23 protein-coding genes and 1 pseudogene are annotated in these 21,480 nt (G+C 68.0%); 13 read left to right on the forward strand and 11 right to left on the reverse strand.

The window, feature by feature from the left end; translation table 11 throughout:
- Positions 1-45 precede the first annotated feature (45 nt).
- Together BOSE46_RS02510 and BOSE46_RS02515 are read left to right on the forward strand one after the other, a co-directional pair.
- Complete coding sequence (locus BOSE46_RS02510) at positions 46-1,458, forward strand: FAD-binding oxidoreductase (RefSeq protein ID WP_159537956.1); 1,413 nt, start codon at positions 46-48, stop codon at positions 1,456-1,458.
- Positions 1,455-1,829, forward strand: coding sequence for a cupin domain-containing protein (locus BOSE46_RS02515; protein ID WP_159537958.1), 375 nt, complete (start codon positions 1,455-1,457; stop codon positions 1,827-1,829). Before BOSE46_RS02510 ends, BOSE46_RS02515 begins: the two co-directional genes overlap by 4 nt.
- Before the next feature lie 10 nt (positions 1,830-1,839).
- Here BOSE46_RS02515 and BOSE46_RS02520 read toward each other — a convergent pair whose 3' ends face one another.
- From BOSE46_RS02520 to BOSE46_RS02530, 3 genes are read right to left on the reverse strand one after another with little or no spacing between them, the layout of a single operon-like run.
- Complete coding sequence (locus BOSE46_RS02520; protein ID WP_201299485.1) at positions 1,840-2,610, reverse strand: SCO1664 family protein; 771 nt, start codon at positions 2,608-2,610, stop codon at positions 1,840-1,842.
- Positions 2,607-3,167, reverse strand: a complete 561-nt coding sequence (locus BOSE46_RS02525; RefSeq protein ID WP_159537960.1) for a DUF3090 domain-containing protein — start codon at positions 3,165-3,167, stop codon at positions 2,607-2,609. Before BOSE46_RS02525 ends, BOSE46_RS02520 begins: the two co-directional genes overlap by 4 nt.
- A 9-nt stretch (positions 3,168-3,176) precedes the next feature.
- On the reverse strand, positions 3,177-3,884 hold the full coding sequence (locus tag BOSE46_RS02530; RefSeq protein ID WP_159537962.1) for a histidine phosphatase family protein: 708 nt from the start codon (positions 3,882-3,884) through the stop codon (positions 3,177-3,179).
- A 332-nt stretch (positions 3,885-4,216) separates the two neighbouring features.
- Between BOSE46_RS02530 and BOSE46_RS02535 the strand changes: the two genes are divergently transcribed.
- On the forward strand, positions 4,217-6,040 hold the full coding sequence (locus BOSE46_RS02535) for an amino acid permease (protein ID WP_159537964.1): 1,824 nt from the start codon (positions 4,217-4,219) through the stop codon (positions 6,038-6,040).
- Positions 6,037-6,927: a universal stress protein gene (locus tag BOSE46_RS02540; RefSeq protein ID WP_159537966.1), complete on the forward strand. Its 891-nt coding sequence runs from the start codon at positions 6,037-6,039 to the stop codon at positions 6,925-6,927. Before BOSE46_RS02535 ends, BOSE46_RS02540 begins: the two co-directional genes overlap by 4 nt.
- A 106-nt stretch (positions 6,928-7,033) precedes the next feature.
- Here the strand turns inward: BOSE46_RS02540 and BOSE46_RS02545 are convergent, their stop codons facing one another.
- Both BOSE46_RS02545 and BOSE46_RS02550 read right to left on the reverse strand, forming a co-directional pair.
- Positions 7,034-7,636 carry a dihydrofolate reductase family protein gene (locus BOSE46_RS02545; protein ID WP_159537968.1) on the reverse strand — a complete coding sequence of 201 codons (603 nt, stop codon included), beginning with the start codon at positions 7,634-7,636 and terminating at the stop codon, positions 7,034-7,036.
- Positions 7,637-7,835: 199 nt separating this feature from the next.
- A complete protein-coding gene (locus BOSE46_RS02550; RefSeq protein WP_159537970.1) occupies positions 7,836-8,267 on the reverse strand; it encodes a hypothetical protein in 432 nt (143 codons plus the stop codon).
- 106 nt (positions 8,268-8,373) lie between these two features.
- Between BOSE46_RS02550 and BOSE46_RS02555 the strand changes: the two genes are divergently transcribed.
- Complete coding sequence (locus BOSE46_RS02555) at positions 8,374-8,910, forward strand: RNA polymerase sigma factor (protein WP_159537972.1); 537 nt, start codon at positions 8,374-8,376, stop codon at positions 8,908-8,910.
- Entirely contained in the window at positions 8,907-10,223 is a 1,317-nt protein-coding gene (locus tag BOSE46_RS02560; protein ID WP_159537974.1) for a hypothetical protein, read from the forward strand. Before BOSE46_RS02555 ends, BOSE46_RS02560 begins: the two co-directional genes overlap by 4 nt.
- Positions 10,224-10,247: 24 nt before the next feature.
- On the opposite strand, the gene BOSE46_RS02565 is transcribed toward BOSE46_RS02560, so the two are convergent.
- Both BOSE46_RS02565 and BOSE46_RS02570 read right to left on the reverse strand, forming a co-directional pair.
- Positions 10,248-11,285: a zinc-dependent alcohol dehydrogenase family protein gene (locus BOSE46_RS02565; RefSeq protein ID WP_159537976.1), complete on the reverse strand. Its 1,038-nt coding sequence runs from the start codon at positions 11,283-11,285 to the stop codon at positions 10,248-10,250.
- A gap of 46 nt (positions 11,286-11,331) precedes the next feature.
- Entirely contained in the window at positions 11,332-13,497 is a 2,166-nt protein-coding gene (locus BOSE46_RS02570) for an MMPL family transporter (protein WP_159537978.1), read from the reverse strand.
- A 279-nt stretch (positions 13,498-13,776) separates the two neighbouring features.
- Here BOSE46_RS02570 and BOSE46_RS21675 point away from each other — a divergent pair.
- Positions 13,777-13,950 (forward strand): annotated as a pseudogene (locus BOSE46_RS21675) (BldC family transcriptional regulator); the annotation flags it as partial.
- A gap of 579 nt (positions 13,951-14,529) precedes the next feature.
- On the opposite strand, the gene BOSE46_RS02580 reads toward BOSE46_RS21675, so the two are convergent.
- Complete coding sequence (locus tag BOSE46_RS02580) at positions 14,530-15,213, reverse strand: TetR/AcrR family transcriptional regulator (protein WP_236551595.1); 684 nt, start codon at positions 15,211-15,213, stop codon at positions 14,530-14,532.
- Between the two features lie 122 nt (positions 15,214-15,335).
- Here BOSE46_RS02580 and BOSE46_RS02585 point away from each other — a divergent pair, with 122 nt between their 5' ends.
- Positions 15,336-16,112, forward strand: a complete 777-nt coding sequence (locus tag BOSE46_RS02585) for a phosphatase PAP2 family protein (RefSeq protein ID WP_159537982.1) — start codon at positions 15,336-15,338, stop codon at positions 16,110-16,112.
- Here the strand turns inward: BOSE46_RS02585 and BOSE46_RS02590 are convergent.
- Positions 16,064-16,627: an ABATE domain-containing protein gene (locus tag BOSE46_RS02590; RefSeq protein WP_201299486.1), complete on the reverse strand. Its 564-nt coding sequence runs from the start codon at positions 16,625-16,627 to the stop codon at positions 16,064-16,066. The two genes, BOSE46_RS02585 and BOSE46_RS02590, sit on opposite strands and share 49 nt — an antisense overlap.
- 146 nt (positions 16,628-16,773) lie before the next feature.
- Here BOSE46_RS02590 and BOSE46_RS02595 point away from each other — a divergent pair, with 146 nt between their 5' ends.
- Both BOSE46_RS02595 and BOSE46_RS02600 read left to right on the forward strand, forming a co-directional pair.
- Positions 16,774-17,211: a VOC family protein gene (locus BOSE46_RS02595; protein ID WP_371415494.1), complete on the forward strand. Its 438-nt coding sequence runs from the start codon at positions 16,774-16,776 to the stop codon at positions 17,209-17,211.
- 5 nt (positions 17,212-17,216) lie between these two features.
- Complete coding sequence (locus BOSE46_RS02600) at positions 17,217-17,510, forward strand: hypothetical protein (protein WP_159537986.1); 294 nt, start codon at positions 17,217-17,219, stop codon at positions 17,508-17,510.
- Between the two features lie 3 nt (positions 17,511-17,513).
- Here the strand turns inward: BOSE46_RS02600 and BOSE46_RS02605 are convergent, their stop codons facing one another.
- Both BOSE46_RS02605 and BOSE46_RS21545 read right to left on the reverse strand, forming a co-directional pair.
- Positions 17,514-17,876, reverse strand: a complete 363-nt coding sequence (locus BOSE46_RS02605; protein ID WP_159537988.1) for a hypothetical protein — start codon at positions 17,874-17,876, stop codon at positions 17,514-17,516.
- 75 nt (positions 17,877-17,951) lie between these two features.
- The gene (locus BOSE46_RS21545) at positions 17,952-18,074 is read right to left on the reverse strand and encodes a hypothetical protein (protein ID WP_256366691.1); all 123 of its coding nucleotides are present in this window, start codon (positions 18,072-18,074) and stop codon (positions 17,952-17,954) included.
- Between the two features lie 95 nt (positions 18,075-18,169).
- Here BOSE46_RS21545 and BOSE46_RS02610 point away from each other — a divergent pair, with 95 nt between their 5' ends.
- From BOSE46_RS02610 to BOSE46_RS02620, 3 genes are read left to right on the forward strand one after another with little or no spacing between them, the layout of a single operon-like run.
- Positions 18,170-18,613 carry a MarR family winged helix-turn-helix transcriptional regulator gene (locus BOSE46_RS02610; protein ID WP_159537990.1) on the forward strand — a complete coding sequence of 148 codons (444 nt, stop codon included), beginning with the start codon at positions 18,170-18,172 and terminating at the stop codon, positions 18,611-18,613.
- Positions 18,606-19,586 (forward strand): zinc-binding alcohol dehydrogenase family protein, encoded by a 981-nt coding sequence (locus BOSE46_RS02615; protein WP_159537992.1) that lies wholly within the window; start codon positions 18,606-18,608, stop codon positions 19,584-19,586. The genes BOSE46_RS02610 and BOSE46_RS02615 overlap by 8 nt, the downstream gene beginning before the upstream one ends.
- Positions 19,587-19,627: 41 nt before the next feature.
- A complete protein-coding gene (locus tag BOSE46_RS02620) occupies positions 19,628-21,292 on the forward strand; it encodes an FAD-dependent oxidoreductase (protein ID WP_159537994.1) in 1,665 nt (554 codons plus the stop codon).
- The last annotated feature ends 188 nt before the right edge of the window (positions 21,293-21,480 follow it).

Raw genomic sequence — 21,480 nt, forward strand, 5'->3', positions numbered from 1 at the left:
ACTCACTACAAATAAGGATGTACTAGAGGACGAGGACGGCATCATATGAAGCACTCGACGGTGTTCGAGCGCGAGGCTCCGTCCGTGGCCGCGGTCACCGCGAGCCTCGCCGGAAGCCGGCAGTCGGTGTTCTGGCTCGACGAGCTTGAGCAGCCGGTCCACCCGGTGCTTCAGGGTCAAGCCCGCGCGGACCTGACGGTCGTGGGCGGCGGCTACTGCGGTCTGTGGACGGCAGTGCTGGCGAAGCGTCGCAACCCCGGCGCTCGGGTCGTCCTGCTCGAGGCGGAGAGGATCGGCTGGGCTGCGTCGGGCCGCAACGGGGGATTCGTCGAAGCGAGCTTGACGCACGGCGAGGAGAACGGCCGGAGCAGGTGGCCGGATGACTACCCGGCGCTCGAACGTCTGGGCCGGGAGAATCTAGCCGGCCTGGAGTCAGACGTGGTCTCGCTGAGCCTCAACTGCGACTTCGAGCGGACCGGCGTCTTGTCCGTTGCGTACGAGCCACACCAGGTCGCATGGCTCGCCGAGATGCCGGAGGGAGTGGCGCTGGGCGAGGCAGAGGTCCAGGCAGAGGTCGCGAGTCCCATCTTCAAAGCCGGTCGGTGGGTCAAGGACGACACTGCACTCGTGCATCCGGGACGACTCGCGGCAGAGCTCGCGCGCGTGGCCGGCGACCTCGGCGTCGAGATCCACGAGCACTCAGGCGTGATCGGCCTCGAATCCTCGCGGACGGGTCCTGTCACGGTGCGAACGGCCAAGGGCAGCGTGGCGAGCGAGCGGGTTGCGCTCGCCACGAACGTCTTCCGACCTCTGCTGAAGCGTTCACGGCTCATGACGGTGCCGGTCTACGACTATGTCCTGATGACCGAGCCCCTGACCGCGTCGCAGAAGGCCGCGATCGGCTGGCACAACAGACAAGGCCTGGCCGACCTGGCCAACCAGTTCCACTACTTCCGGCTGACCCCGGACGATCGCATTCTGTATGGCGGTTATGACGCGATCTATCACGCGGGACGCAAGGTCAAGGCCGAGTACGAGGATCGCCGCTCGTCTCACGAGACGCTCGCATCGCACTTCCTGACGACGTTCCCGCAGCTCGAGGACATCCGGTTCAGTCACCGGTGGGCAGGAGCGATCGACACGTCGACGCAGTTCTGCGCCTTCCACGGGCTCGCCCGGCGGGGTCGAGTGGCGTACGCCGCTGGTTTCACCGGACTGGGTGTGGCTTCGACCCGATTCGCGGCCGAGGTCATGCTCGACCGGTTGGCGGGGGAGAGCACCGAACGTACGCAGCTGGAGATGGTGCGCAAGAAGCCGCTGCCGTTCCCGCCGGAGCCGTTCGCGAAGGCGGGCATCGAGGCGACGAAGTGGTCCCTCGATCGTGCCGATCACCGCGAGGGCCGGAGAAACCTCCTCCTGAGAACGCTCGATCGCCTGGGACTGGGGTTCGACTCATGACCAAGAAGCTCGCCGAGACGGCGCTCCTGACTGCCGACGCGGCCGGGATCCGTCTGGATCACTCGGCCGTGCCTGGTTCCGATGTCGCAGGCGGCACGCCCACCACGGGTTTCACCGACCTGGGCGCGGTGGAGGGGGTCACTGTCGGGATCTGGGAGATCACGCCCGGGATCGTCACGGACACGGAAGCCGAAGAGGTGTTCGTCGTGCTGTCCGGAAGGGGCCGCTTGACCTTTGAGGACGAGTCGAGCGTCCTTCTGGCCACTGGGACCGTCGTTCATCTCCGGGCGGGACAGAAGACCAGATGGACCATCTACGAGCCGCTTCGCAAGATCTACGTCATGCCACCGGATTCGTCAGCGGGCAGCTGAAGGGCTTCGCTCAGAACGGGGGCCAGGGAATCGCGGGCATGTCACCGCGTGGAGCCGGGAACCGGGCCTTGCGCAGCAGCCGCTCACAGCGCGTGGCCAGCACGGCGACCTCGACCTCGGTGAGCAGCCCGGCGAGGGTGTCGCCCAGGTCGCCGGTCAGCGCTGACCGTACGCGCTCGACGCCGTCGAGCTCCTCGGCTGTGAGGTCCAGGCCGAGCCAGCCCCACAGGACCGTGCGCAGCTTGTGGTCGGTGTGGAAGGTGAGCCCGTGATCGACGCCGTGGCGGTGCCCGTCGGTCATCTCGAGGACGTGCCCGCCCTTGCGGTCGGCGTTGTTGACGATGATGTCGAAGACCGCCATCCGACGCAGGGCCGGCGAGTCCTCGTGGATCAGCGACACGGGTCGGTCGCGCTCGTCGAGCCCGTCGAAGACATGGCACCAACCCTCGTCGGGCATGCCGTCGGCGGCCACCAGGGTCACGGCCTGCTGAGTTGGGTCGGTCTCCTGCCAGAGCTGCACCATGCCGGGTCCGAGCGGCCCGTCGCGCAGCCACGTCGGTGGGGCGACGTTCCAGCCGAGCACCTCCGAGACCGCGTACGCCGCCACCTCCCGGTGCGCGAGATTGCCGTCGGGGAAGTCCCACAGCGGGCGCTCACCGGCGATCGGCTTGTAGACGACCTCCACCTCGCCGATGTGCGCCAGGAATGTCGCGTTGGACGCCGACAGGATCCGGCTCGACAGCTCGAGGTCGCCCTCGACGAGCTCGGCGGCGATCGTCACCGGAACCCGTCGGGCAGCTCGCAGATGTGATCGTCGGAGTCCATCGGCAGTCGGCACAACGGGCAGATCGGCCGGCCTGCACCGACTATCTCGCGGGTGCGCTTGGCGAAGGCCCGGGCCGTGCCGACCGGGATCCGGACGATGAACGCTTCCTCCGGCTCCACCTCGATGACCTCCACGTCGTCGAGCTCGTCGACGTCGACCTCGATGATCGGGAACGCCTCGATGACGACCTGGGCCGTTGTCGGGTCCCAGCCGAGGCTCATGACGCCGGCGCGGAACTGCTCCTCGATCGGCAGCTCGAGCGGGTCATTGTCGACCAGGCCCTCGGGAGTCAGTGCCGGCACGCTGTAAGGATTGCCGTCCTCGCCCATGAGCTCGTCGAGGACCTCCTCGATGCGCTCGGCGAGCGCCGCCGACTGGTCCTTCTCGAGCGAGACGCTGACGATGTTCGACCCGGCGCGGGCCTGCATGAAGAACGTACGCGACCCGGGTTGTCCCACCGTGCCGATCACGAAACGGTCGGGCCAGTCGAAACCGTGGACGATGGGAGGCATGTAGCCATGTTAGGAGCGAGCGGAAGCCGGCCCCTCAGGGCCTGCTCCGCCGCCCACCGGCGCATCGTCCGTGCTGGGCTTCGACTTGAGCCACGAGAGGTCGCCGGAGTCGGTGTTGACGGCCACGACGTCGGGCCGGCCGGGGGAGTAGCGCACGACCGAGGCGGACGCCGGATTGACGTTGATGCGCTGGAACAGGTCGAGGTGCATACCCAGCGCATCCGCCAGGATCGACTTGATGATGTCGCCGTGGCTCACGGCCACCCACACGGCGTGCGGTCCGTGCTCAGCGGTGAACTCGGCATCGTACCGCCGGATCGCGGCGACGGCTCTGGCCTGCATCGTGGCGAGCGACTCCCCGCCGGGGAACACCGCAGCCGACGGCTGGGTCTGCACGACCGACCACAGGTCCTCCTTGGCGAGATCGCCGAGCGCCCGGCCCTGCCAGTCGCCGTAGTCACACTCGGTGATGCCTTCGTCGACCTGCTCGGCCGGAGAGCCGGCCTGATGGTCGAGGATCGCCGCAGCCGTCTGCCGGCAGCGTTCCAGCGGACTGGACACGACGCCGGCCAGCGGGAGCTGCGCGAGCCGTTCGCCCACGCGTACGGACTGGTCCTTGCCCGTCTGGTCGAGCGCGACACCGGCGGCTCGCCCGGCGAGGATGCCGCTCGCGTTGGCGGTGGTACGCCCGTGCCGCACCAGGATGACTGTGGCCATGCCTGTGAGCCTATGTGAGTTCCGGGCGTCGTCACGCCTCGCGCACGACCTGCAGCCGTCGCACGTTTGTCAGGTCATTTGTCCGGATGTCGAGACATACGCTGCCGGGAACGTTCTGCCGGCCCGGAAGCGAGCATGCTCGGGAAGATGCCGGGATCGGGGGGCACGGGGGAACGGCATGCGACCTGAGTTCCAGGACGTCGTTGACGAGGTGCCGGGGTTGCTCGGCAGACCCGTGACGCTCGAGGACCGCAACGTCAACCTCGTCGCCTTCGCCCCACCTCCCTCAACTGCTCGTCACCACGTCATCGACGCACCGTTTGGAGACACGCATGTCAGCCGGACCCGAGCTCAAGAAGACCCTGACCCAACGCCAGCTCTCGATGATCGCCATGGGCGGTGTCATCGGTGCCGGCCTGTTCGTGGGGTCCGGCGCGGTGATCGCTGACGCCGGTCCCGGCGCCTTCATCACGTACGCCGCGACCGGAGTCCTCATCATCATGGTGATGCGGATGCTTGCCGAGATGGCGGTGGCGAACCCATCCACCGGCTCGTTCGCCGACTACGCGCGCAACGCGATGGGCGGCTGGGCCGGCTTCTCGGTGGCGTGGCTCTATTGGTACTTCTGGGTCATCGTCGTGGGGTTCGAGGCGGTCGCCGGAGCCAAGATCATCCAGTACTGGGTCGACATCCCATTGTGGATCTCCGCCCTGGTCCTGATGGCCTTGATGACGTCGACCAACCTGTTCTCGGTGTCCTCGTTCGGCGAGTTCGAGTTCTGGTTCGCAGGCATCAAGGTCGCGGCGATCATCTTCTTCATCGTGTGCGGCAGCCTCTTCGTGATCGGTGCCTGGCCCGACAAGGGGTTCGACTTCAGCAACCTGTGGGACCACGGCGGCTTCATGCCGAACGGCCCGACCGCCCTGTCCGCAGGTGTTGTCACGGTCATCTTCTCGATGGTCGGTGCCGAGGTCGCGACGATCGCGGCCGCCGAGTCCGAGAACCCCGAGCGAGCAGTCGCCAAGGCCGCCAACTCGGTCATCACCCGTATCTGCCTGTTCTTCGTGGGCTCGGTGTTCCTGCTCGCCGTGATCCTGCCCTGGAACTCCCAGGACCTCTCCGGTTCGCCCTTCGTGGCAGCGTTCACCGAGATGGGCATCCCGTATGCCGACGACATCATGAACGCCGTCGTCCTGACCGCGGTGCTCTCGTGCCTCAACTCCGGCCTCTACACGTCCTCACGGATGCTGTTCGTCCTGGCTGCCCGTCGCGAGGCGCCCGCACAGCTCGTCAAGGTGAATGGCCGTGGTGTGCCGATGGTCGCGATCCTCGCGTCATCGGTCGTCGGATTCCTCTGCGTCATCGCCGCCGCGATCGACGAGGACGGCGTGTTCTTGTTCCTGCTGAACTCCTCGGGCGCGATCATCCTGTTCGTCTACCTGCTCATCTCGATCTCCCAGATCAGGCTCCGCCTGCGAGTCGACGACTCGACCCTGAAGGTCAAGATGTGGCTGTTCCCGGCGCTCTCGATCCTGACGGCGGTCGGCATCCTCGGCGTTCTGATCCAGATGGGATTGACCGACGATGTCCGATCGCAGTTGGTGCTCAGCCTGCTGTCGTGGGCCGTCGTGCTCCTCCTGTACGCCGTCAACAAGTTCGTCCTCAAGCGCTCCGACGTCGGCGCTCCGGCCTCGACCGAGCAGGCTCGCCGCGTGCTGGTGCTGGCCAACGAGACAGCCACCTCCGGCGAGCTCCTCGACGAGCTGCGGCGGATCGATTCTGAGGGCGCTGCGACGTACTTCGTGTGTGTCCCTGCCAGTCCCGTCGAGACGGGCCAGGCAGCGGTCAAAGGTCCCGTCAACGTCTGGGACGCGACCGCACTCGCCGCACGCGAACGGCTCGAGTACACCCTCGAGACGCTCAGGTCGGAGAACCTCGACGCATCGGGCGAGCTGGGTGACTACCGACCGCTTCGTGCGCTCAGCCAGGCCGTCGAGGCCTTCCGACCCGACCAGATCGTGATCGCGACCAGGCCGCTCGCGGACTCGGTCTGGCAGCGCTACGACGTGGTCGACCGGGCCCGGTCGACCTACCCGATTCCGGTCACCCACGTCATCGCACAACCCGTCGCGGCCACCACGGCGGAGGACGCGTGACTGTCGTCGCCGGGTGCACCCTCAAGGAGAGCGGCAACGCGACCCTGGAGCTGGCCGCGATGCTCGCGCGGTCGACAGGCGAGGACGTCGTGGTCGCAGTGGTCGTCGCGGCAGCGTGGCCGCCCAGCACCGAGCGCGTCGATGCGGAGTACCGGACGTACCTCACGAAGCGCGGCGAGCAGGTGATTGCCCAGGCCGAGAAGTGGATGCCGGCCGACATCGACGCCACCTTCGTGCTGCACCACGCCGCATCGATCCCGTCGGGGCTGGTGGAGGTGGCACGGCTGCACGACGCGAGTGTGCTGGTGCTGGGCTCCTCCGAGAGCGGCGGCCTGGGTCATGTCGCACTCGGCAGCGTGGCTGACCGCATCGTGCACAGCTCGCCCATCCCGGTGGCACTCGCACCTCGCGGCTTCCGGGCCGAGCCGGGTGGCCGGGTTCGCCGGGTCACTGCCGCGTTCAACGGCACTCCCAAGGATCGGGCCCTCGTACGCTCCGCAGCCGCCTATTCCGCTCGCGCGGGCGGCTCGTTCCGGGTCGCGTCGTTCTCGGTGCGGCCCAAGATGCTGTTCGCCGCGACGCTGGCCGGCTCCGGGGAGGGCCTGGTGGTTGACGAATGGTCTCTTCAGGCCGGCAAGGTCATCAACGAAGAGCTCGACCACCTGAGCCGTCTCCCCGACATGCCGAGTCGGCTCGAGTCGGTCATCGGCGAAGGGCACGGCTGGCGTGAGGCGATCGGCCAGGCGCAGTGGTCGATGGGTGATGTCCTGATGGTCGGATCCAGCTCCCACGGCCCCCTCGCGTCGGTGTTCCTGGGGTCGCGAGCCTCCAAGATCCTGCGCTACGCACCGGTGCCCGTGATCGCACTGCCTCGTCCACGTACGTAGGTCGGACACCCGGACTCGTCCGGGCGCGTCCATGCTTGGCGTAGCGCCTGGACGAGCCTGGCTTCGTGAGCGGCGATCAGGAGATGCGCCTCCCGTTCGCGCGCCGTCAGGCTTGCCAGTCTTGCGGGCGTGACCGGCCTTCGTGGCGAACCCGGTAGCGAAGATGGGTCGCTTCGCGGCCCTCGATCGTCCGGACGTGCTCGAGCTCGACGCGATCACCGTCGAGGGACTCGAAAAGCCTCCGGCCAGCGCCGAGCAGGACGGGCACGAGGTGGATCTCCAGCTCGTCGAGCTCGCCGGCTGCGAGCAGCGACTGCGCCGCGCCTGCCCCGTGCACCATCACCGCGCGATCGCCAGCGGCCGCCCGAGCTTCGGCAGCGCAGGCGACGACGTCATCGAAGTACGTCACGAGGGCCGGCGGATCGTCGTCCTCGTCAACGTGATGGGTCAGGACGTGGATCGGTACGCCGTCGTGGTGGTCACCGCCCCACCGGCCGGCGAGCTCGTAGGTCCGACGACCGGAGATCAGTGCCGCGGTCGCCAGCGCCTCGGCGTACACCTCGCCATTGGGACCAGGAGCCAACCGGTCGTCGAGCCAGTTGAACAGCCGCCCACCGTTGCGGCCGAGCTCCTGCCCGGCCCGGTCGTCGGGTCCGGCGATGAACCCGTCCAGGGACATCGACATGTAAAGCCTGATCGGTGCGTGCATCTGTGTCTCCTCTGATCGTGTCGCCGGCGTCGAGCGCCTTCAAGAGTGCAACGAACACGACGACCCTCATACGACACCGTCGCGACAATTCCGCTCCGCCCATCCCAGACCCACCGACTGCCCGGAGGACCCGTCATGGCGCCGTGTTGATCCTGTGGCTGATCAGAACCTTCGCTACCGAGAGGCGCTGCGCCGACCGCTATCGGCCAATGACAATCGGCTCCGATTGCGAGTAGTCCGTCTCCAAGGAGGCCTCGCCCGGTCGAACGTCCTCGGGCAGGACAAACGTCCATTCCGCGCGGCCGAGCTTCTTCGACGAGGCCGCTGCATCGGTCGTGCCCAATGACCACTCTCGGCTTCCCTGACGCAGCCGCAGCTCGATGGCCTCCAGTGGCTCGACGGTTTCTGGCTCGTCCTCGTGATCGCAACCGAACGCGCCCTCGGTGCCGCCGCCAGTATCGTCACAGCCGTCGACGAACTGATGTCCGCGGACGACGACGTCAGTTCCTGCTTGGATCCGGGCGGGCACCTCGATGGTGGGTGCGGCACAACTCGCAGTTGCCGCCCCGGAAGGGGCGAACGACAAGCCTGCGAGGAGGGCGAACACCCCCATCAGCCGCGATCGAGCCATCCCGACAACCTACGACAAGCACGATCGACCGTCTTGGCATCGCTCAGTCAGAAAAGTTGTCTCACAGGTGTGTCACACCGGCAGGGGTGCTGGACACTTACGGGTTGTGAGCAACTTTCTAGACGTACGGCACCGGGAGCTGGCGTTCGAGCGGGTGTGGCGAGACGAGATGCCGCGCATCTTCAACTACGCCGCCCGCCACGTCGGCGCCTCGGACGCCCATGACGTAACCGCTGAGACGTTCACGGTTGCGTGGCGACGGTGGGACGACATCACGGAGCCGCCCTTCGCGTGGCTCCTGGGCGTCGCGCGCAACGTCGTGAGCAACCACGTGCGTACGTTGCAGCGTGGCCGGCGCCTGGACGACCGCGTCCGACTGCTGACTGCCGTCACCGCGCACAGTGCGGCGCACGTGGATTTCCATGAACGCCTCGAGGCGGTCCGGCGGCTCGCGGCGCTCGGTGAGAAGGAGCGCGAAGCCCTGTTGCTGACCGCGTGGGACGGACTGAGCACCGAGGAGGCCGCGACCCTGCTCGGCATCAGTCCGGCCGCCGTACGCAAACGCATCAGCAGAGCGCGGGCAGCGATCGACGTGGCCGAGGTCGTTCCGACTGCCGACACCGATCCGCAGGAGGACTCGTGAACAACCACATCATCGACGCGCTGCGCCCCGAGCCCCCGGCAATCGACCCCGTCTGGGAGGCCGAGACGGTCCGGGCGATCACCGAGGGTCGAGTCGGCTCAGGAAAGCTCACGACGAACCGCAGAGGACGCCTGATGGGTGCCGGTCTGGTTGCTGCGGCCGTCGTCGCCCTCATCGCGGGAGTCGCGGTCGCCCGGCACTCCCTTCCGCCCGATCACGTGCGTCCCGCCGAGCCTGTGAAGGACAAGATCCAGAAGATCACCCCGGCGAAGGCGGAGAAGCTGAAGCTGGGCGACACCCTCGATGTCGTTGCCGAGCTCCCCAAGACGTACAACGGTGACGGGGTCCTTTTCTCCTCGTTCATCGCGAGCAACGTCCTGGTGGGTTCAGCGACACCGGAGCTGGACGAGGGCGCACCAGGGGTGGAGTCGCTCGCGCAGTCGCACCCCGTCATGTACGACCTCGACACGAAGAAGTTCACTCTTCTCGACGACCGAGACCGTCCCGATCCCACGCAGGTCGTCGATGTGTCCGGCGATGGGGACACCGTGGTCTGGGCCGAGCTGGTTGGCACCAGCATCGGCACGAGCGAGTTCACGATCTACTCGTACGACCAACGGACGGGACAGGTCACCACCCTGGGCGCCTTCAACGACCCCGATGGACAGATCGTCTACGGCGACGACCTCGCTCTCGCCGGCGACACGGCGTACTTCAGCACGGCCGCCTACCCGGCGAAGCGGGGACAGCAGGGGGTCTACGCGGTCCCCGTCGACGGGTCCAAGACGCCCCGCATGATCGCGAAAGGCGGCCAGGGCGTACGCATCTCCGGTGAAACACTGACGTACGCGATGAGCAACCCGAAGAACAAGGAGCAGCCGAGATACTTCACCTACGACCTGCCGACCGGGATGACGATGCCGGTCCCGGTCAGCGCCCACGCCGATGATCCTGGTTTCTGTGGCGCGGAAGTCACCAAGGCCTGGGAGACGTGGTGCGTCGGTGAGCCGGCGACTCTCACGATCAAGGAGGCCTCGGGGCGCACCACCGAGTTCGACCCATTCCCCGTCGGGTCGCTCACTGCCCCCGATCCGCACGATGTCATCGCCCTCGGGCGGTGGACCGGTATCGCAGCGACGACGGACGACGGCCAGGATCGCGAGTTCCTGGTCGATCTCGACACCAAGGAGATGAAGGTCTTCCCGGACAACACGTCGTTCACCTCACTGAGCCCTGACGGCTCCACGGTGCTGATCAGCTCCTACGCGGGCAAGGGACCGGGCCCGCAGCGCCTCGTGCGGATACCCGACTGACGGAGCCGAGCCGGCCACCCGAGCTCAGCGGGTGGGATCGATCATGGTCATGCCGGCAACCGTCGCCTGGTCGAACCGCGGCAGCAGCTCCGCGGCTTCGCCGAGCCCGATGGTTCGCTCGATCAGCCGTTGCGGTTGCAGTGATCCAGCCTCGATCAGCGCAATCATGCCGGGATAGTCGGTCGCGGCCATCCCGTGGCTTCCGAGGACGTCGAGCTCCCACCCGATCACTCGTGACATCGGCACCCTCGGGTGTCCGCCGATCGGTGGAAGCAGCCCGACCTGCACGAGCCGGCCCCGGCGGCGCAGGCTGAGGATGGCGTCGGCACAGGTCTGCTCGCTCCCGACGGCATCGATCGCGACGTGGCTGCCACCGCCGGTGAGGTCACCGACCGCCGACGGGATGTCGGTGCCGTCGGCAAGGAGGGTGTGGTCCGCGCCGAGCTCGGCAGCCACAGCGAGTGCCTCCCGGTTGCGGTCCACGGCGATCACGCGGGCGCCGAGCGCGCGGGCGATCATCACCGCGCTCAGCCCGACCCCGCCGGCACCGATCACGGTGAGCCACTCACCCTCGGTGACTCGCGCGCGTCCCACGAGAGCGCGGTACGCCGTCGCGAACCGGCAGCCGAGGCTGGCCGCGGTCGCGAAGTCCACCTGCTCGGGAATGGCGACCAGGTTCCTGTCCGCGGCGTGCAGAGCGACGTACTCAGCAAAGGAACCCCAGTGTGTGAACCCGGGCTGTTCCTGGTCAGGACAGACCTGCGCGTTCCCGCCCAGGCACCACTCGCAGTGCCCACACCCGCAGACGAACGGAACGGTGACTCGGTCCCCGACCTTCCACTTCGTCACGCCCTCGCCGACCTCCACGAGCTCACCGGCGAGCTCGTGGCCGGGCACATGCGGGAACGAGACCTCGTCATGTCCTGCCCAGGCGTGCCAGTCGCTGCGACACATGCCAGTCGCAACGACACGGACGGCGACGCCACCGCCCGGAGCCGCGGGTCGCGGGACGTCGCGTACCTCGGGTTGAGACCCGGCAGCGGCGACCACAAGAGCGCGCATCGCCACATCCTCCCAGACAGGTGCCTTCCTGTGTGTCGGCTTGACGTCAGCTGATGCCGGCGGGCGCCTTGTAGGGGTCCGGCGTCGCCTCGGGTGGCACGATGCGCACCGGGTGAAGCGGAGATGGCTCGACGAACAGGACGCGCGCAAGCCAACCGGGCAGCCACCAGTTCCATCGGCCGAACAGGCTGACCAACGCCGGCACCAGCAGAGCCCGCACGATGGTGGCGTCGATGAGGATGCCGACCCCCAAAGCCGTACCGAGGACCTTGGTGTCGGTGCCGGGTGACGTCGCGATGGCCGAGAAGGAGAAGAACAGGATGAGGGCAGCGGAGGTGACGAGCCGTCCGGTCCGGCCGATGCCGGTGATGACGGCCATGCCGGTGTCGCCCGTGCGGTCGTACTCCTCACGCATCCGGGTGAGGATGAAGACCTCGTAGTCCATCGACAGTCCGAAGAGGAACGCGAAGATGACGACAGGGAGCCAGAAGTTGATCGCCCCAGTGGGGGCTACGTCGAAGATCGCGCCGGAGCCGTGGCCCAGCTGCCAGAAGAAGACGACCGATCCGAAGACGGCGGCAAGCGAGATCAGGTTCACGAGCACCGCCTTGAGCGGAAGCAGGACCGATCGGAAGGTGCGGACCAGCAGGACGTACGTGATCAGGGCGATCAACGCCAAGACGTACGGGAACTTGTCGTAGACGGCGCTGAAGTAGTCCTGAATGGTGGGGCCGACGCCGGTGATGCCCACGTGGCCGCCGGCCACTGGATCGACAGCTGCCCGGATGTCGGAGACGACTGTTGAGGCATCACTGTCGAGCGTTGCCTGCCTCGGGAACACGTCGATGACGGCGCTGTCACCGCGGATGGTGCCGACGACAGCCATTTGGATGCCGTCGACCCCTTGGGCTGCCTGAGCTGCTGCCTCGGCGTCGCCGGCAGGCACGAGGACTTCGATGGGGGTCAGCACTCCGGCGCCGACGCCGCCGTCGGTGAGCGTTTGCAGGGTGTCGAAGCGGGGACCGTCCTGCGCAAGGGACTCGAGGCTGGAGCCGGGCCCGATCTTGAGGCCGAACACCGGCGCGATGAGCAGAGCCAGGACGATCGTCGCCGTCGCCGTGGCGATGACGCGGTGCCTGACGATGAGACGAGCCCAGGCGGACCAGCCGCGCGAGGCCGTGCCTTCCTTGCGTATGCGGGGAAAGTCGATGCGCGGGCCGACGCTGGAGAGCAGCGCGGGGAGGAGGGTGAGCACCACGCCAACGCTCACCAGGGGGATCAACATCCCTGCGACGCCCATGCTGCGCAGGGCCGGGACAGGCAGGATCAGCAGCGCCAGCAGGCTGATCGCGACGGTGACGCCCGACGCCATGACGGCATGTCCCGCCGTCTTCATCGCGATCACGACCGCCTCTTCGTTGCTGCGCCCGTGAGCGCGTTCCTCTCGCCATCGCGACACCACGATCAGGGAGTAGTCGATCGCGACTCCGAGCCCGATGAGCGCGACGAGGAACTGGACGGTGATGCTGACGTCGGTGAACGTCGTGAGCAGCAACACGAGCATGAACGTCGTCAGGATCGAGACCGCCGCGATGAGCAGCGGCAGCAGCGCCAGGAACGATGCGTACACGAACAGCAGCACCAGCAGTGCCCCTGCAGCGGCGATCAGGGTCTCGACCAGGACGCTCGAGTCGTCCTGCTCACCGCCTGCGGAGAGCAAACCGTAGGAGGTCAGGCTGCTCTCGAAGCCCGCTGCGTCGGCCGCCTTGGTCAATGCGGGGTCGAGCTCCGTCTCGATGTACGCACCGAACGACACCGGCACCGGGGCCTGGATCAGGGCGTACGTCGTGCGTCCGTCGTCGGTCACGAAGCCCGGATCCTTCGTGCCTGCGAAGTCGACGACGCGCAGCTTCACGTCCGGGACAGCGGCCACGCCGGCGCTGATGACACCGGCCACGGCATCTTTGTTCTGCTCGACGGTCTCTCCGCTCGGCACGGTCACGACAGCGATGTAGGAGTCGAACGTGCTCACGCCATACGTGTCGACGAGCTGTTGCTCGGCGTTGTCGCCCGGTTGGCCAGGCAGTGAGAAGTCCAGCGACCACCTGTCAGCCAACGGACTGACCGAGACCATGCCGCCGATGAAGAGTGCCACCCAGACGGCGCTGACGATCCGGCGGTGATGCATGACCAAGCGGGCGAAGCGCTCCATAAGGACTCCTAGATGAAGACCACACCGGAGCAGCACCGTGGGGCGGCTGGGACAGCGTGCCTCCATGTGCGACGCTACGCGCCACGCCGGGCCGGCGAAACGCTCGAACAGGACCGCTTTGCGTACGAAAGGGACGACTTTCGACCAGGCCGTTTCACACCTGACCGCCCGCGGCCGGGGCTCAATGCCGCGGTATGGGGCTACTCTCGAAGGAACGGCAACGGGGGCGGTCCTGCGCAGGGGAGCGAGCGCGCATTGTGACCCTTCCAGGAGAGCCCCATGGCCGAACGACAGGCACCACCGGAGCAGCTGCTCACCCCCGCAGAGGTGGCCGCCCTGGTCTACGTGGACCCGAAGACCGTCAGCCGTTGGGCCAAGGCGGGCAAGATCCCCGCCACGCGAACTCCTGGTGGGCATCGGCGATTCCGCTGGTCGGACGTTCAATCGTTGATGCCGAAGAATCCGAGTCGGGAACCGCTCCCCGACAAACGCTCCGCGATTGATCTCGCGGTCGCCGAGGCGGTTAAGATCGCGCTGGAGGCACAGGCCGAGTCGGCAGTACGTGCGGCGGCGAGGGCGCGTCGCGCCAGGGCGTTAGCCGCTTCTGAGGCTGCGCGGCTGGTCGCCGGCGAGGCAGCCTGTGCCGCCGCCGACATGCGGTCGAGGGGCATCGTGCAAGCGAGCCGACTCGCCGAGGCGGCAGCGCAGGCGAAGAGACTCGTCTCCATCTCGGGCACCGAAGCACACTCGGCTCTCGCCGCGGTTCGCATGGCGGAGACCGTGCAAGCTGCCGCTGATGCGGCATCGGCCGACACTGCCGGGGCGGCAGCCCGTGTCGCCCAGGCAGTCACCGATACCGCCGCGCACGTGGCGGTGATCGTGGCCGAGTGCGAGGAATCCATCGATCGGGAGACCACCGCCACGGCAGAGGCTCTTCACCGTGCGACCGAGACTGCTCGTGTGACCGCCAGGAGCCGCTCGGGGGCCGCTCGGGTCACATGACGGTGAGCAACTTCCGTGCGGAAGGAGTTGTCAGGAGGCGCCTACGTCGTCGGAGTCGACGAGGCGGCCGGCTGCCTCGGCCGTGACCTCGGTGATCTCGTCCAGGGTGATCTCGCCCCCGGGTCGGTACCAACGCCACGCACCGCCCACGAGCGCCAGGAGCATGCGCGCGGTCAGCAGAGCGTCGGTGACGCGGAAGACGCCATCGTCCATGCCCTTCTGGACGAGGCCGGTCCAGTTGTGCTCGATCTCATGGACCAGGGCGCAGCACAGTATCCGCTCTTCTTCCTCTTTCTTTGAGTGCCTCGGGGTCGCGAGCAGATCCATGTGGTTGTGCAGGATGCGTCGCTGCAACGCGTCGCGGGGGGAGGCCTCGTACGCGCTCGCGACCGCGGCGGACAGCGCTCTGGTCGAGTCGGGGGCGGGCTCCGTGGCGGCACTGAAGCGCTCCACGGAATCGCTGAGCTCGAGCCGCATGATGGTCAGCAGGCAATGCGCTTTGGACTCGAAGTAGTGGTAGAGCGCGGTCTGCCCGATACCGACATCCTCAGCGATCGCGGCCCACTTGGTGTGCTCGAAACCTGCTTCGCCGAACCGATCGATCGCGGTGGCGATGATGACCGCGCGCTTGGATCGCGGGCCCTCGGTTTGTTGTGTGTTCCCGGCTGTGCTCATCGCTGCGATATCCCAACTTGAGAGGCCAGCTTCGACCATGACCTGAACTCGGCTCACTCGTACAGTGCCATGGGCGAAACCGGGTGGCAACGTCACCCTGCGCCCGTGTCCCCGGGGCTGGATAGGCTGTCACTGTCTGGCGGGGTGAAGGGACGGAGCGAGTGGCGCAGTCGGGTCCATCTGGCGCTGACCGGGGCCGCGCGGCGCTCGCCACCGCTGGGCAGGTCGCCCTCGTCGTCGGGCTCTGGTTCTCCTACCTGCTCTGCCGGCACCTCTTCGAGGGCTCGGAGCACGTGGCCCGAGCGCACGCCGACGACGTCTGGTCGTTCGAACGTACGCTCCGACTGCCGAGCGAGGCGCGCCTGCAGGACTGGGTGCTCGGCTCGGACACCGCCGTCCGTGCCATCAACGCGATCTACCAGTACGTGCACTTCCCCGCGATGGTGTGCACGTTGGTCCTGCTCTACGCCCGGCGCCGCGAGGTCTACGTCTGGTTCCGCAACGTGCTGATCCTGACGACAGGGCTCGCTCTGGTCGGTCACATCGCGTACCCGTTGTCGCCACCGCGCCTCGAGCCGGCACTCGGGATGGTCGACACCGGCACCGAGTTCGGCCAGAGCGCGTACGCCGGCAAGCCGGGCACCGGCTTCACCAATCAGCTGGCCGCCATGCCCTCGATGCACGTCGCGTGGGCAGCGCTGATCTCGATCGCGGTGATCCTGTGCCTGCGTACGCGCTGGCGCTGGCTCGCCCCTGCGTACGCCGTCGCGATCCTCCTGGTCGTGGTCGTGACGGGCAACCACTACTGGCTCGACGGCATCGTGGGCGTGGGGCTCCTGGCCGTCTCGATGACGGTGTTCCGGCCGCCTCGGGCGTCTGCTGTCCCCGTTCAGCCGGCGGTCGCCACGCGGGACTCGTTGCGCTTGCGGGCGCGGTAGGCGGCGGCCTTCATCTTGTTGCCGCACGTCTCCATGGCGCACCACTCGCGTCGGCCGCCGCGCGACGTGTCGAGGTAGGCCTGCGTGCACCCGGGGCGTGAGCACTCCTTGAGCAGGGCCGCCTCGGGACCGCCGAGGATGTTGATGGCGTCGCGGGCCACGGTCGACAGCGCCTGGGCTGCGGTCGCGTCGGTGCGCCGGCCGTCCCGGGTGAGCTGAGGGACGACCGACGGCTTGCGCGCTGCGTCGTTGACCAGGGCCATGGCGGTCCGGTCGTACGCCTTGCCGGCCAAGCGCTCTGTGACGAGCCCGTAGATCGCCTCCCTGAGCTCGACCGCGGCGCGGACATCGGTCTGGCGCGAGGCCGTGACCTGGTCGACGATCCCGGACTCGTCGAACCACGAGTCGAGTTGCGCGGGTGAGGTCAGCATCTCGGTCGGCGACTCGTCGCGACGTGCGCGAAGGGTCCCGATGAAGTCGAGCGAGAGGTTGCCACAGGGAAACGCGTGATCCATGGTCACCATTCTGACAGGTGACGCACGGAACAACAAACCTCCTTGACCGGTGACGTTCATGGTGGGAGAGTCATAACCAGTCAGACCGGTGACGGACGGTATCCGTCAGAGGGGCCCGAGAGGGTCAAGGAGCAGGAATCATGGACATGAAGCTCGAGGTAGTGGTGCTGCCGGTCTCCGATGTGGACCGTGCCAAGGAGTTCTACGGGGCGCTGGGTTGGCGGGAGGATGCCGACTTCTCCGCCGACGACGGGTTGCGGGTCGTGCAGTTCACGCCGCCTGGCTCTGAGGCGTCGGTGATCTTCGGCGACAAGCTCACGACCGCGGTCGCCGGATCGGTCCGGGGGATGCATCTTGTGGTGTCCGACATCGATGCGGCGAGGACCGAGCTGGTCGGCCGCGGTGTCGACGTCTCCGAGGTCTTCCACGACGCCGGCGGCGTCTTCCACCACGCAGGCACCGAAGGGCGGGTTTCGGGGGCTCATCCCGACCGGGCCGACTACGGCTCGTTCGCCTCCTTCAGCGACCCGGACGGCAACGAGTGGGTCGTCCAGCAGGTCACGACCCGCGCTCCGGGCCGGTGAACGTGATGGTGACGGAGCAGGTCGTGCTCGCCGCACTCCAGCAAGCGGCTGCTGCGCACGGGGTGCACGAGGCCGAGGAGCTCGGCGGCGTGTACGACCAGGAGTGGCCGCGCTGGTACGCCGCGCACATGACCGAGACGTTGGCGAAGGCGGGTCACCCGGCCGATGCGATGGTGCTGCAGGCGGCGCTCGAGAGTGCCGCAGCCGCGCACGCTGCGCACGAGAAGGAGCTGGGCGAGAAGGACCCGGACTGGCCCGAGTGGTACGCGGCGCACATGACGCCGGTGCTCAACGGGTGAGTCCTACTGACCCAGCAGGATCTCGAGCAGGTTCTTCGGGGTCGGCGTGGGAGTCGGTGAAGGCGCCGCAGTCGTGGGCGCAGGCTTGGCGGTCGGTGCCGGCTTGTCGGCCTTGGCGACCGGCTTGACGACCTTGACGGCGGGAGCCTTGGGCTCGGCGGTGGTGACGCGTGGCGTGGGCTTCGGCTTCTTGATGGCCTCGGGGCGGCGTTCCGCGACGACAGGGGCGTCTGCGGACGCCTGCGGCAAGGACGCGACGTGGTCGGCCGGCGCGGTGTCGGCGCGGCTGAACGTGAGCACGGTTGCCGTCGCGATCGTCGCCACGACGGCGGTGACGGCGACCTTGTGGATCTTGCTCATCCGCATGGGAGGGCTCCTCGCGGGCGTACGGGCTGACAGTGGGAGTGTGGCGTTGACGGCATCGGCGACGCGCGAGCCAGCCTATCGGTCGGTCTCCTCCTCGACCGAATCGTCTGGAGTCTGGGACTCCTGGAACGCCAGGGCGGTGCACACGTCGAGATGTGCCGCGCCAAAGGCAAGTGCGACGAGCGTGCGCCGGTTCATGAGTGCCTCCGGAAATAGATTCCATGGAATGTATGTGCTAGCGTAGCAAACATGATTCCGAGGAATATACTTACGTGGAATGTTGATGGTGGAGCATGACCGACCTCGACACGGTGTTCGCGGATCTCGTCCGCTACCAGATCGGCCTGTGGAACGCGGTCGACGCGAGGCTTCGTGCCGACCACGACCTGCAGCTCAGCCACTTCGAGCCCCTGCAGATCATCGCGGCCCGGTCGGGTTGCCGGGTGTTCGACATCGCCGAGGAGATGGTCATCTCGGTCGGCGGCACCAGCAAGCTCGTCGATCGTCTCGAAGAGGCCGGTCGCGTACGCCGCACGGCCAACCCGGGCGACCGCAGGTCGTCGATCATCGAGCTCACACCGGCCGGCAGGCGACTGCTGGCGAAGGCGACGGCGACGTACGAGGACGAGCTCGACGTCCGGCTGGGATCGCTGATCTCCGCGGATGAGCTCGACCGGCTCGCGTCGACGCTCGCGACGTTGCGCTCCGCCACGTCCAAGGGCGGCGACGATGACTGAGACGATGCGGGCGGTCGTCCTCGACGCGCCGGGACCGCCCGAGGCGCTGGTGATCCGGGACCTGCCGGTGCCGACACCCCCGCCAGGCTGGGTCCTCATCGAGGTCAAGGCGTTCGGTCTCAATCGCTCAGAGCTGCACACCCGGCTCGGTCTGGCCGATGGGGTGACGTTCCCAAGGGTCCTCGGCATCGAGGCCACCGGCGTGGTGGCCGCCTGTCCCGGCGGCGAGCTCGAACCGGGTCAGCAGGTCGTGACGATGATGGGCGGCATGGGTCGCCAGTTCGACGGCGGCTACGCGGAGTACACCTGCGTCCCGGTGGATCAGGTGATCGCGTTCGACAGCGGGCTCGACTGGGCCACGCTCGGAGCGGTGCCCGAGATGCTCCAGACCTCGTACGGCTCGCTGACTGTCGGGCTCGACGCGCAGCCCGGACAGAGCATCCTGATCCGCGGCGGCACCTCGTCGGTCGGGATGGCGACGGCGATCCTGGCCAAGCAGCGCGGCATGACGGTGTTCTCGACGACTCGCAACCCGGCGCGAGCAGCGTCGTTGACTGCGATCGGCGTCGATCACGTGATCGTCGACGACGGGGATGTCGCCGCGCAGGTGCGGGCGGTCGCGCCGGACGGAGTCGACACGGCGCTCGAGCTGGTCGGCACGCCGACCCTGCCCGACACGTTGCGCAGCGTCAGGGTGCACGGCGTCGTGTGCTTCACGGGCATGTTGTCGAACGAGTGGACCGTCCGCGACTTCTACCCGATCGGCTACCTGCCGCGTGGCGTGCGGCTCACGGGCTACTCGGGTGAGGCGGGCGACCTGCCGGCCGCCGTTCTCCAGGACTACCTCGACGCCGTCGCCACGGGGGAGGCTCAGGTCCCGCTCGACCGGGCATACTCCTTCGACCAGATCGTCGAGGCGCACCGGGCGCTCGAGGACGGTCACGGCAGCGGCAAGCTCGTCGTGACGGTCTGACCGGGAGGCGGGAAGTTCGCCCGGTCGGGTAGTTTCGCGCCATGACGGAGTCCCCAGGCAACCCGGTGATCCTCGTGGTCGCCACCGCTGAGCACCACGCTGCATTGTCTGACGAGTTCGCGAGCCGATACGCCCGCGACTACGACCTGCATGTCGTGCAGGGCGGCGCCGAGGCGTACGAGCTCAAGCACTACCTGATGACCGAGGGTCGGCAGATCGCGTTGATCGCGGTCGACCACTCGCTCGAGGGCGGTGCGCTGCCGATGCTCGACAAGCTGCGCGTGGCGTCGCCGGCCAGCCGGCGGGTGGCGTTGGTGCCGGTGGCGGGTTTCGCGGCCGCCCTGGACGAGCTCAGGCCGGCACTGGGGCAGGGCCGCCTCGACACGTACCTGATCATCCCGCAGGGTGCACGCGACGAGGAGTTCCACACCGCGATCTCGGAGTACCTCTCGGACTGGAGCTGGTCCTCCACCGCCCCAGTCGTCGCCGGCGTCCGCATCGTCGACGACGGCTCCCAGAGCGCAGTGCCGGCGATCCGCGACTTCCTGGATCGCATGGGCATCGCGTACGAGCGCTTCCATCCGGACAGCGAGGTGGGCCGGGAGCTGATCGCGGCGGTCGACGGCGAGGCGACGCTGCCGGTCGTCGAGACGTTCAACCGGGGCCTCGTGAACGGCGCGACCGAGCGCGCCGTCGCAGCGGCGTTCTACGGCACGCCGGCCGACCTGGGTGAGGACTTCGTCGCCGACCTGCTGATCGTCGGCGGAGGACCGGCCGGGCTCGCCGCTGCGGTCTACGGCGCGTCGGAGGGGTTGGAGACGGTCGTCCTCGAGTCCGAGGCGATCGGCGGACAGGCCGGGACGAGCTCGATGATCCGCAACTACCTCGGCTTCCCTCGGGGCGTCTCGGGCATGCGCCTGGCGCTGCGGGCGCGGGTGCAGGCCACGCGCTTCGGTGCGCGGCTCTACACCGGTCGCGCCGTCACGGCGCTGCGCGTGGGAGACGTGCACGAGGTTGACTTCGACGGCGGCACGTTGCGGGCGCGCTCGGTGCTCGTCGCGTGCGGCGTGACATACCGGCGACTCGGCGTGCCGGCCCTCGAGGAGCTCGAGGGCCGCGGCGTGCACTACGGCGCGGCGACCAGCGTCGCGCGCGACATGCAGGGCCGTGACGTCTACATCGTCGGTGGCGGCAACTCCGCGGGACAGGCCGCGCTCCACCTGGCCCGGTTCGCCAACAGCGTCACGATCGTCGTACGCCGCGCGAGTCTCGAGGAGACCATGTCGGCATACCTCATCAACGAGATCGCGACGCACAAGCGCATCTCGCTGCGGACCGGCGCACGGGTCGTCGACGGTGGCGGCGAGGGACAGCTGGAGTGGATCTGCCTCGAGACCTCCGACGGGGCGATCGACCGGGTGCCGGCACAGGGTCTGTTCCTGCTGCTGGGCGCCGATCCGGGCTGCAGCTGGCTGCCGTCCGAGGTGGTGCAGGACGAGCGCGGTTTCGTCCTCACGGGTCGTGAGATCCCGATGGACCGCTGGGTCGACGGCCGGCCACCGGCGCCGCTCGAGACCACGACACCGGGCATCTTCGCTGCGGGTGACGTGAGGTCGGGCTCGATGAAGCGCGTCGCGTCGGCCAGCGGCGAGGGCGCTGCGGCTGTCTCGCAGGTGCACGGGTTCCTCGCGCCGTCGGCGCCGTAGGGCTCGTTCTCAAAGGCGTCTCACCATTCGAACAGGTGTTCGACAAAGTCGGGGTTTGGCGGTATGGTGGTGGGATCGAGGGTGAAGTCTTCGCAGCAATCTCTCGACGTGACTGGATTCGACTGAGACCGGCCCGTGGTGCATCGAGCTTGGGTGTGCCGCATCTGACAGAGGCCAAGCGTGCGACC

It is taken from the genome of Aeromicrobium sp. 9AM (genome assembly GCF_902506105.1).
In the GTDB taxonomy this organism is placed as follows: Bacteria; Actinomycetota; Actinomycetes; order Propionibacteriales; family Nocardioidaceae; genus Aeromicrobium.

Coding starts and splice junctions, on each gene's coding strand:
- BOSE46_RS02595 (WP_371415494.1), top strand. CDS start 16,774: ATGAAGCTCGAGGTAGTGGTGCTGCCGGTCTCCGATGTGGACCGTGCC.
- BOSE46_RS02600 (WP_159537986.1), top strand. CDS start 17,217: ATGGTGACGGAGCAGGTCGTGCTCGCCGCACTCCAGCAAGCGGCTGCT.
- BOSE46_RS02615 (WP_159537992.1), top strand. CDS start 18,606: ATGACTGAGACGATGCGGGCGGTCGTCCTCGACGCGCCGGGACCGCCC.
- BOSE46_RS02590 (WP_201299486.1), bottom strand. CDS start 16,627: ATGGATCACGCGTTTCCCTGTGGCAACCTCTCGCTCGACTTCATCGGG.
- BOSE46_RS02620 (WP_159537994.1), top strand. CDS start 19,628: ATGACGGAGTCCCCAGGCAACCCGGTGATCCTCGTGGTCGCCACCGCT.
- BOSE46_RS02545 (WP_159537968.1), bottom strand. CDS start 7,636: ATGCACGCACCGATCAGGCTTTACATGTCGATGTCCCTGGACGGGTTC.
- BOSE46_RS02515 (WP_159537958.1), top strand. CDS start 1,455: ATGACCAAGAAGCTCGCCGAGACGGCGCTCCTGACTGCCGACGCGGCC.
- BOSE46_RS02580 (WP_236551595.1), bottom strand. CDS start 15,213: ATGGTCGAAGCTGGCCTCTCAAGTTGGGATATCGCAGCGATGAGCACA.
- BOSE46_RS02525 (WP_159537960.1), bottom strand. CDS start 3,167: ATGCCTCCCATCGTCCACGGTTTCGACTGGCCCGACCGTTTCGTGATC.
- BOSE46_RS02510 (WP_159537956.1), top strand. CDS start 46: ATGAAGCACTCGACGGTGTTCGAGCGCGAGGCTCCGTCCGTGGCCGCG.
- BOSE46_RS02535 (WP_159537964.1), top strand. CDS start 4,217: ATGTCAGCCGGACCCGAGCTCAAGAAGACCCTGACCCAACGCCAGCTC.
- BOSE46_RS02570 (WP_159537978.1), bottom strand. CDS start 13,497: ATGGAGCGCTTCGCCCGCTTGGTCATGCATCACCGCCGGATCGTCAGC.
- BOSE46_RS21545 (WP_256366691.1), bottom strand. CDS start 18,074: ATGAACCGGCGCACGCTCGTCGCACTTGCCTTTGGCGCGGCACATCTC.
- BOSE46_RS02530 (WP_159537962.1), bottom strand. CDS start 3,884: ATGGCCACAGTCATCCTGGTGCGGCACGGGCGTACCACCGCCAACGCG.
- BOSE46_RS02550 (WP_159537970.1), bottom strand. CDS start 8,267: ATGGCTCGATCGCGGCTGATGGGGGTGTTCGCCCTCCTCGCAGGCTTG.
- BOSE46_RS02565 (WP_159537976.1), bottom strand. CDS start 11,285: ATGCGCGCTCTTGTGGTCGCCGCTGCCGGGTCTCAACCCGAGGTACGC.
- BOSE46_RS02610 (WP_159537990.1), top strand. CDS start 18,170: ATGACCGACCTCGACACGGTGTTCGCGGATCTCGTCCGCTACCAGATC.
- BOSE46_RS02605 (WP_159537988.1), bottom strand. CDS start 17,876: ATGCGGATGAGCAAGATCCACAAGGTCGCCGTCACCGCCGTCGTGGCG.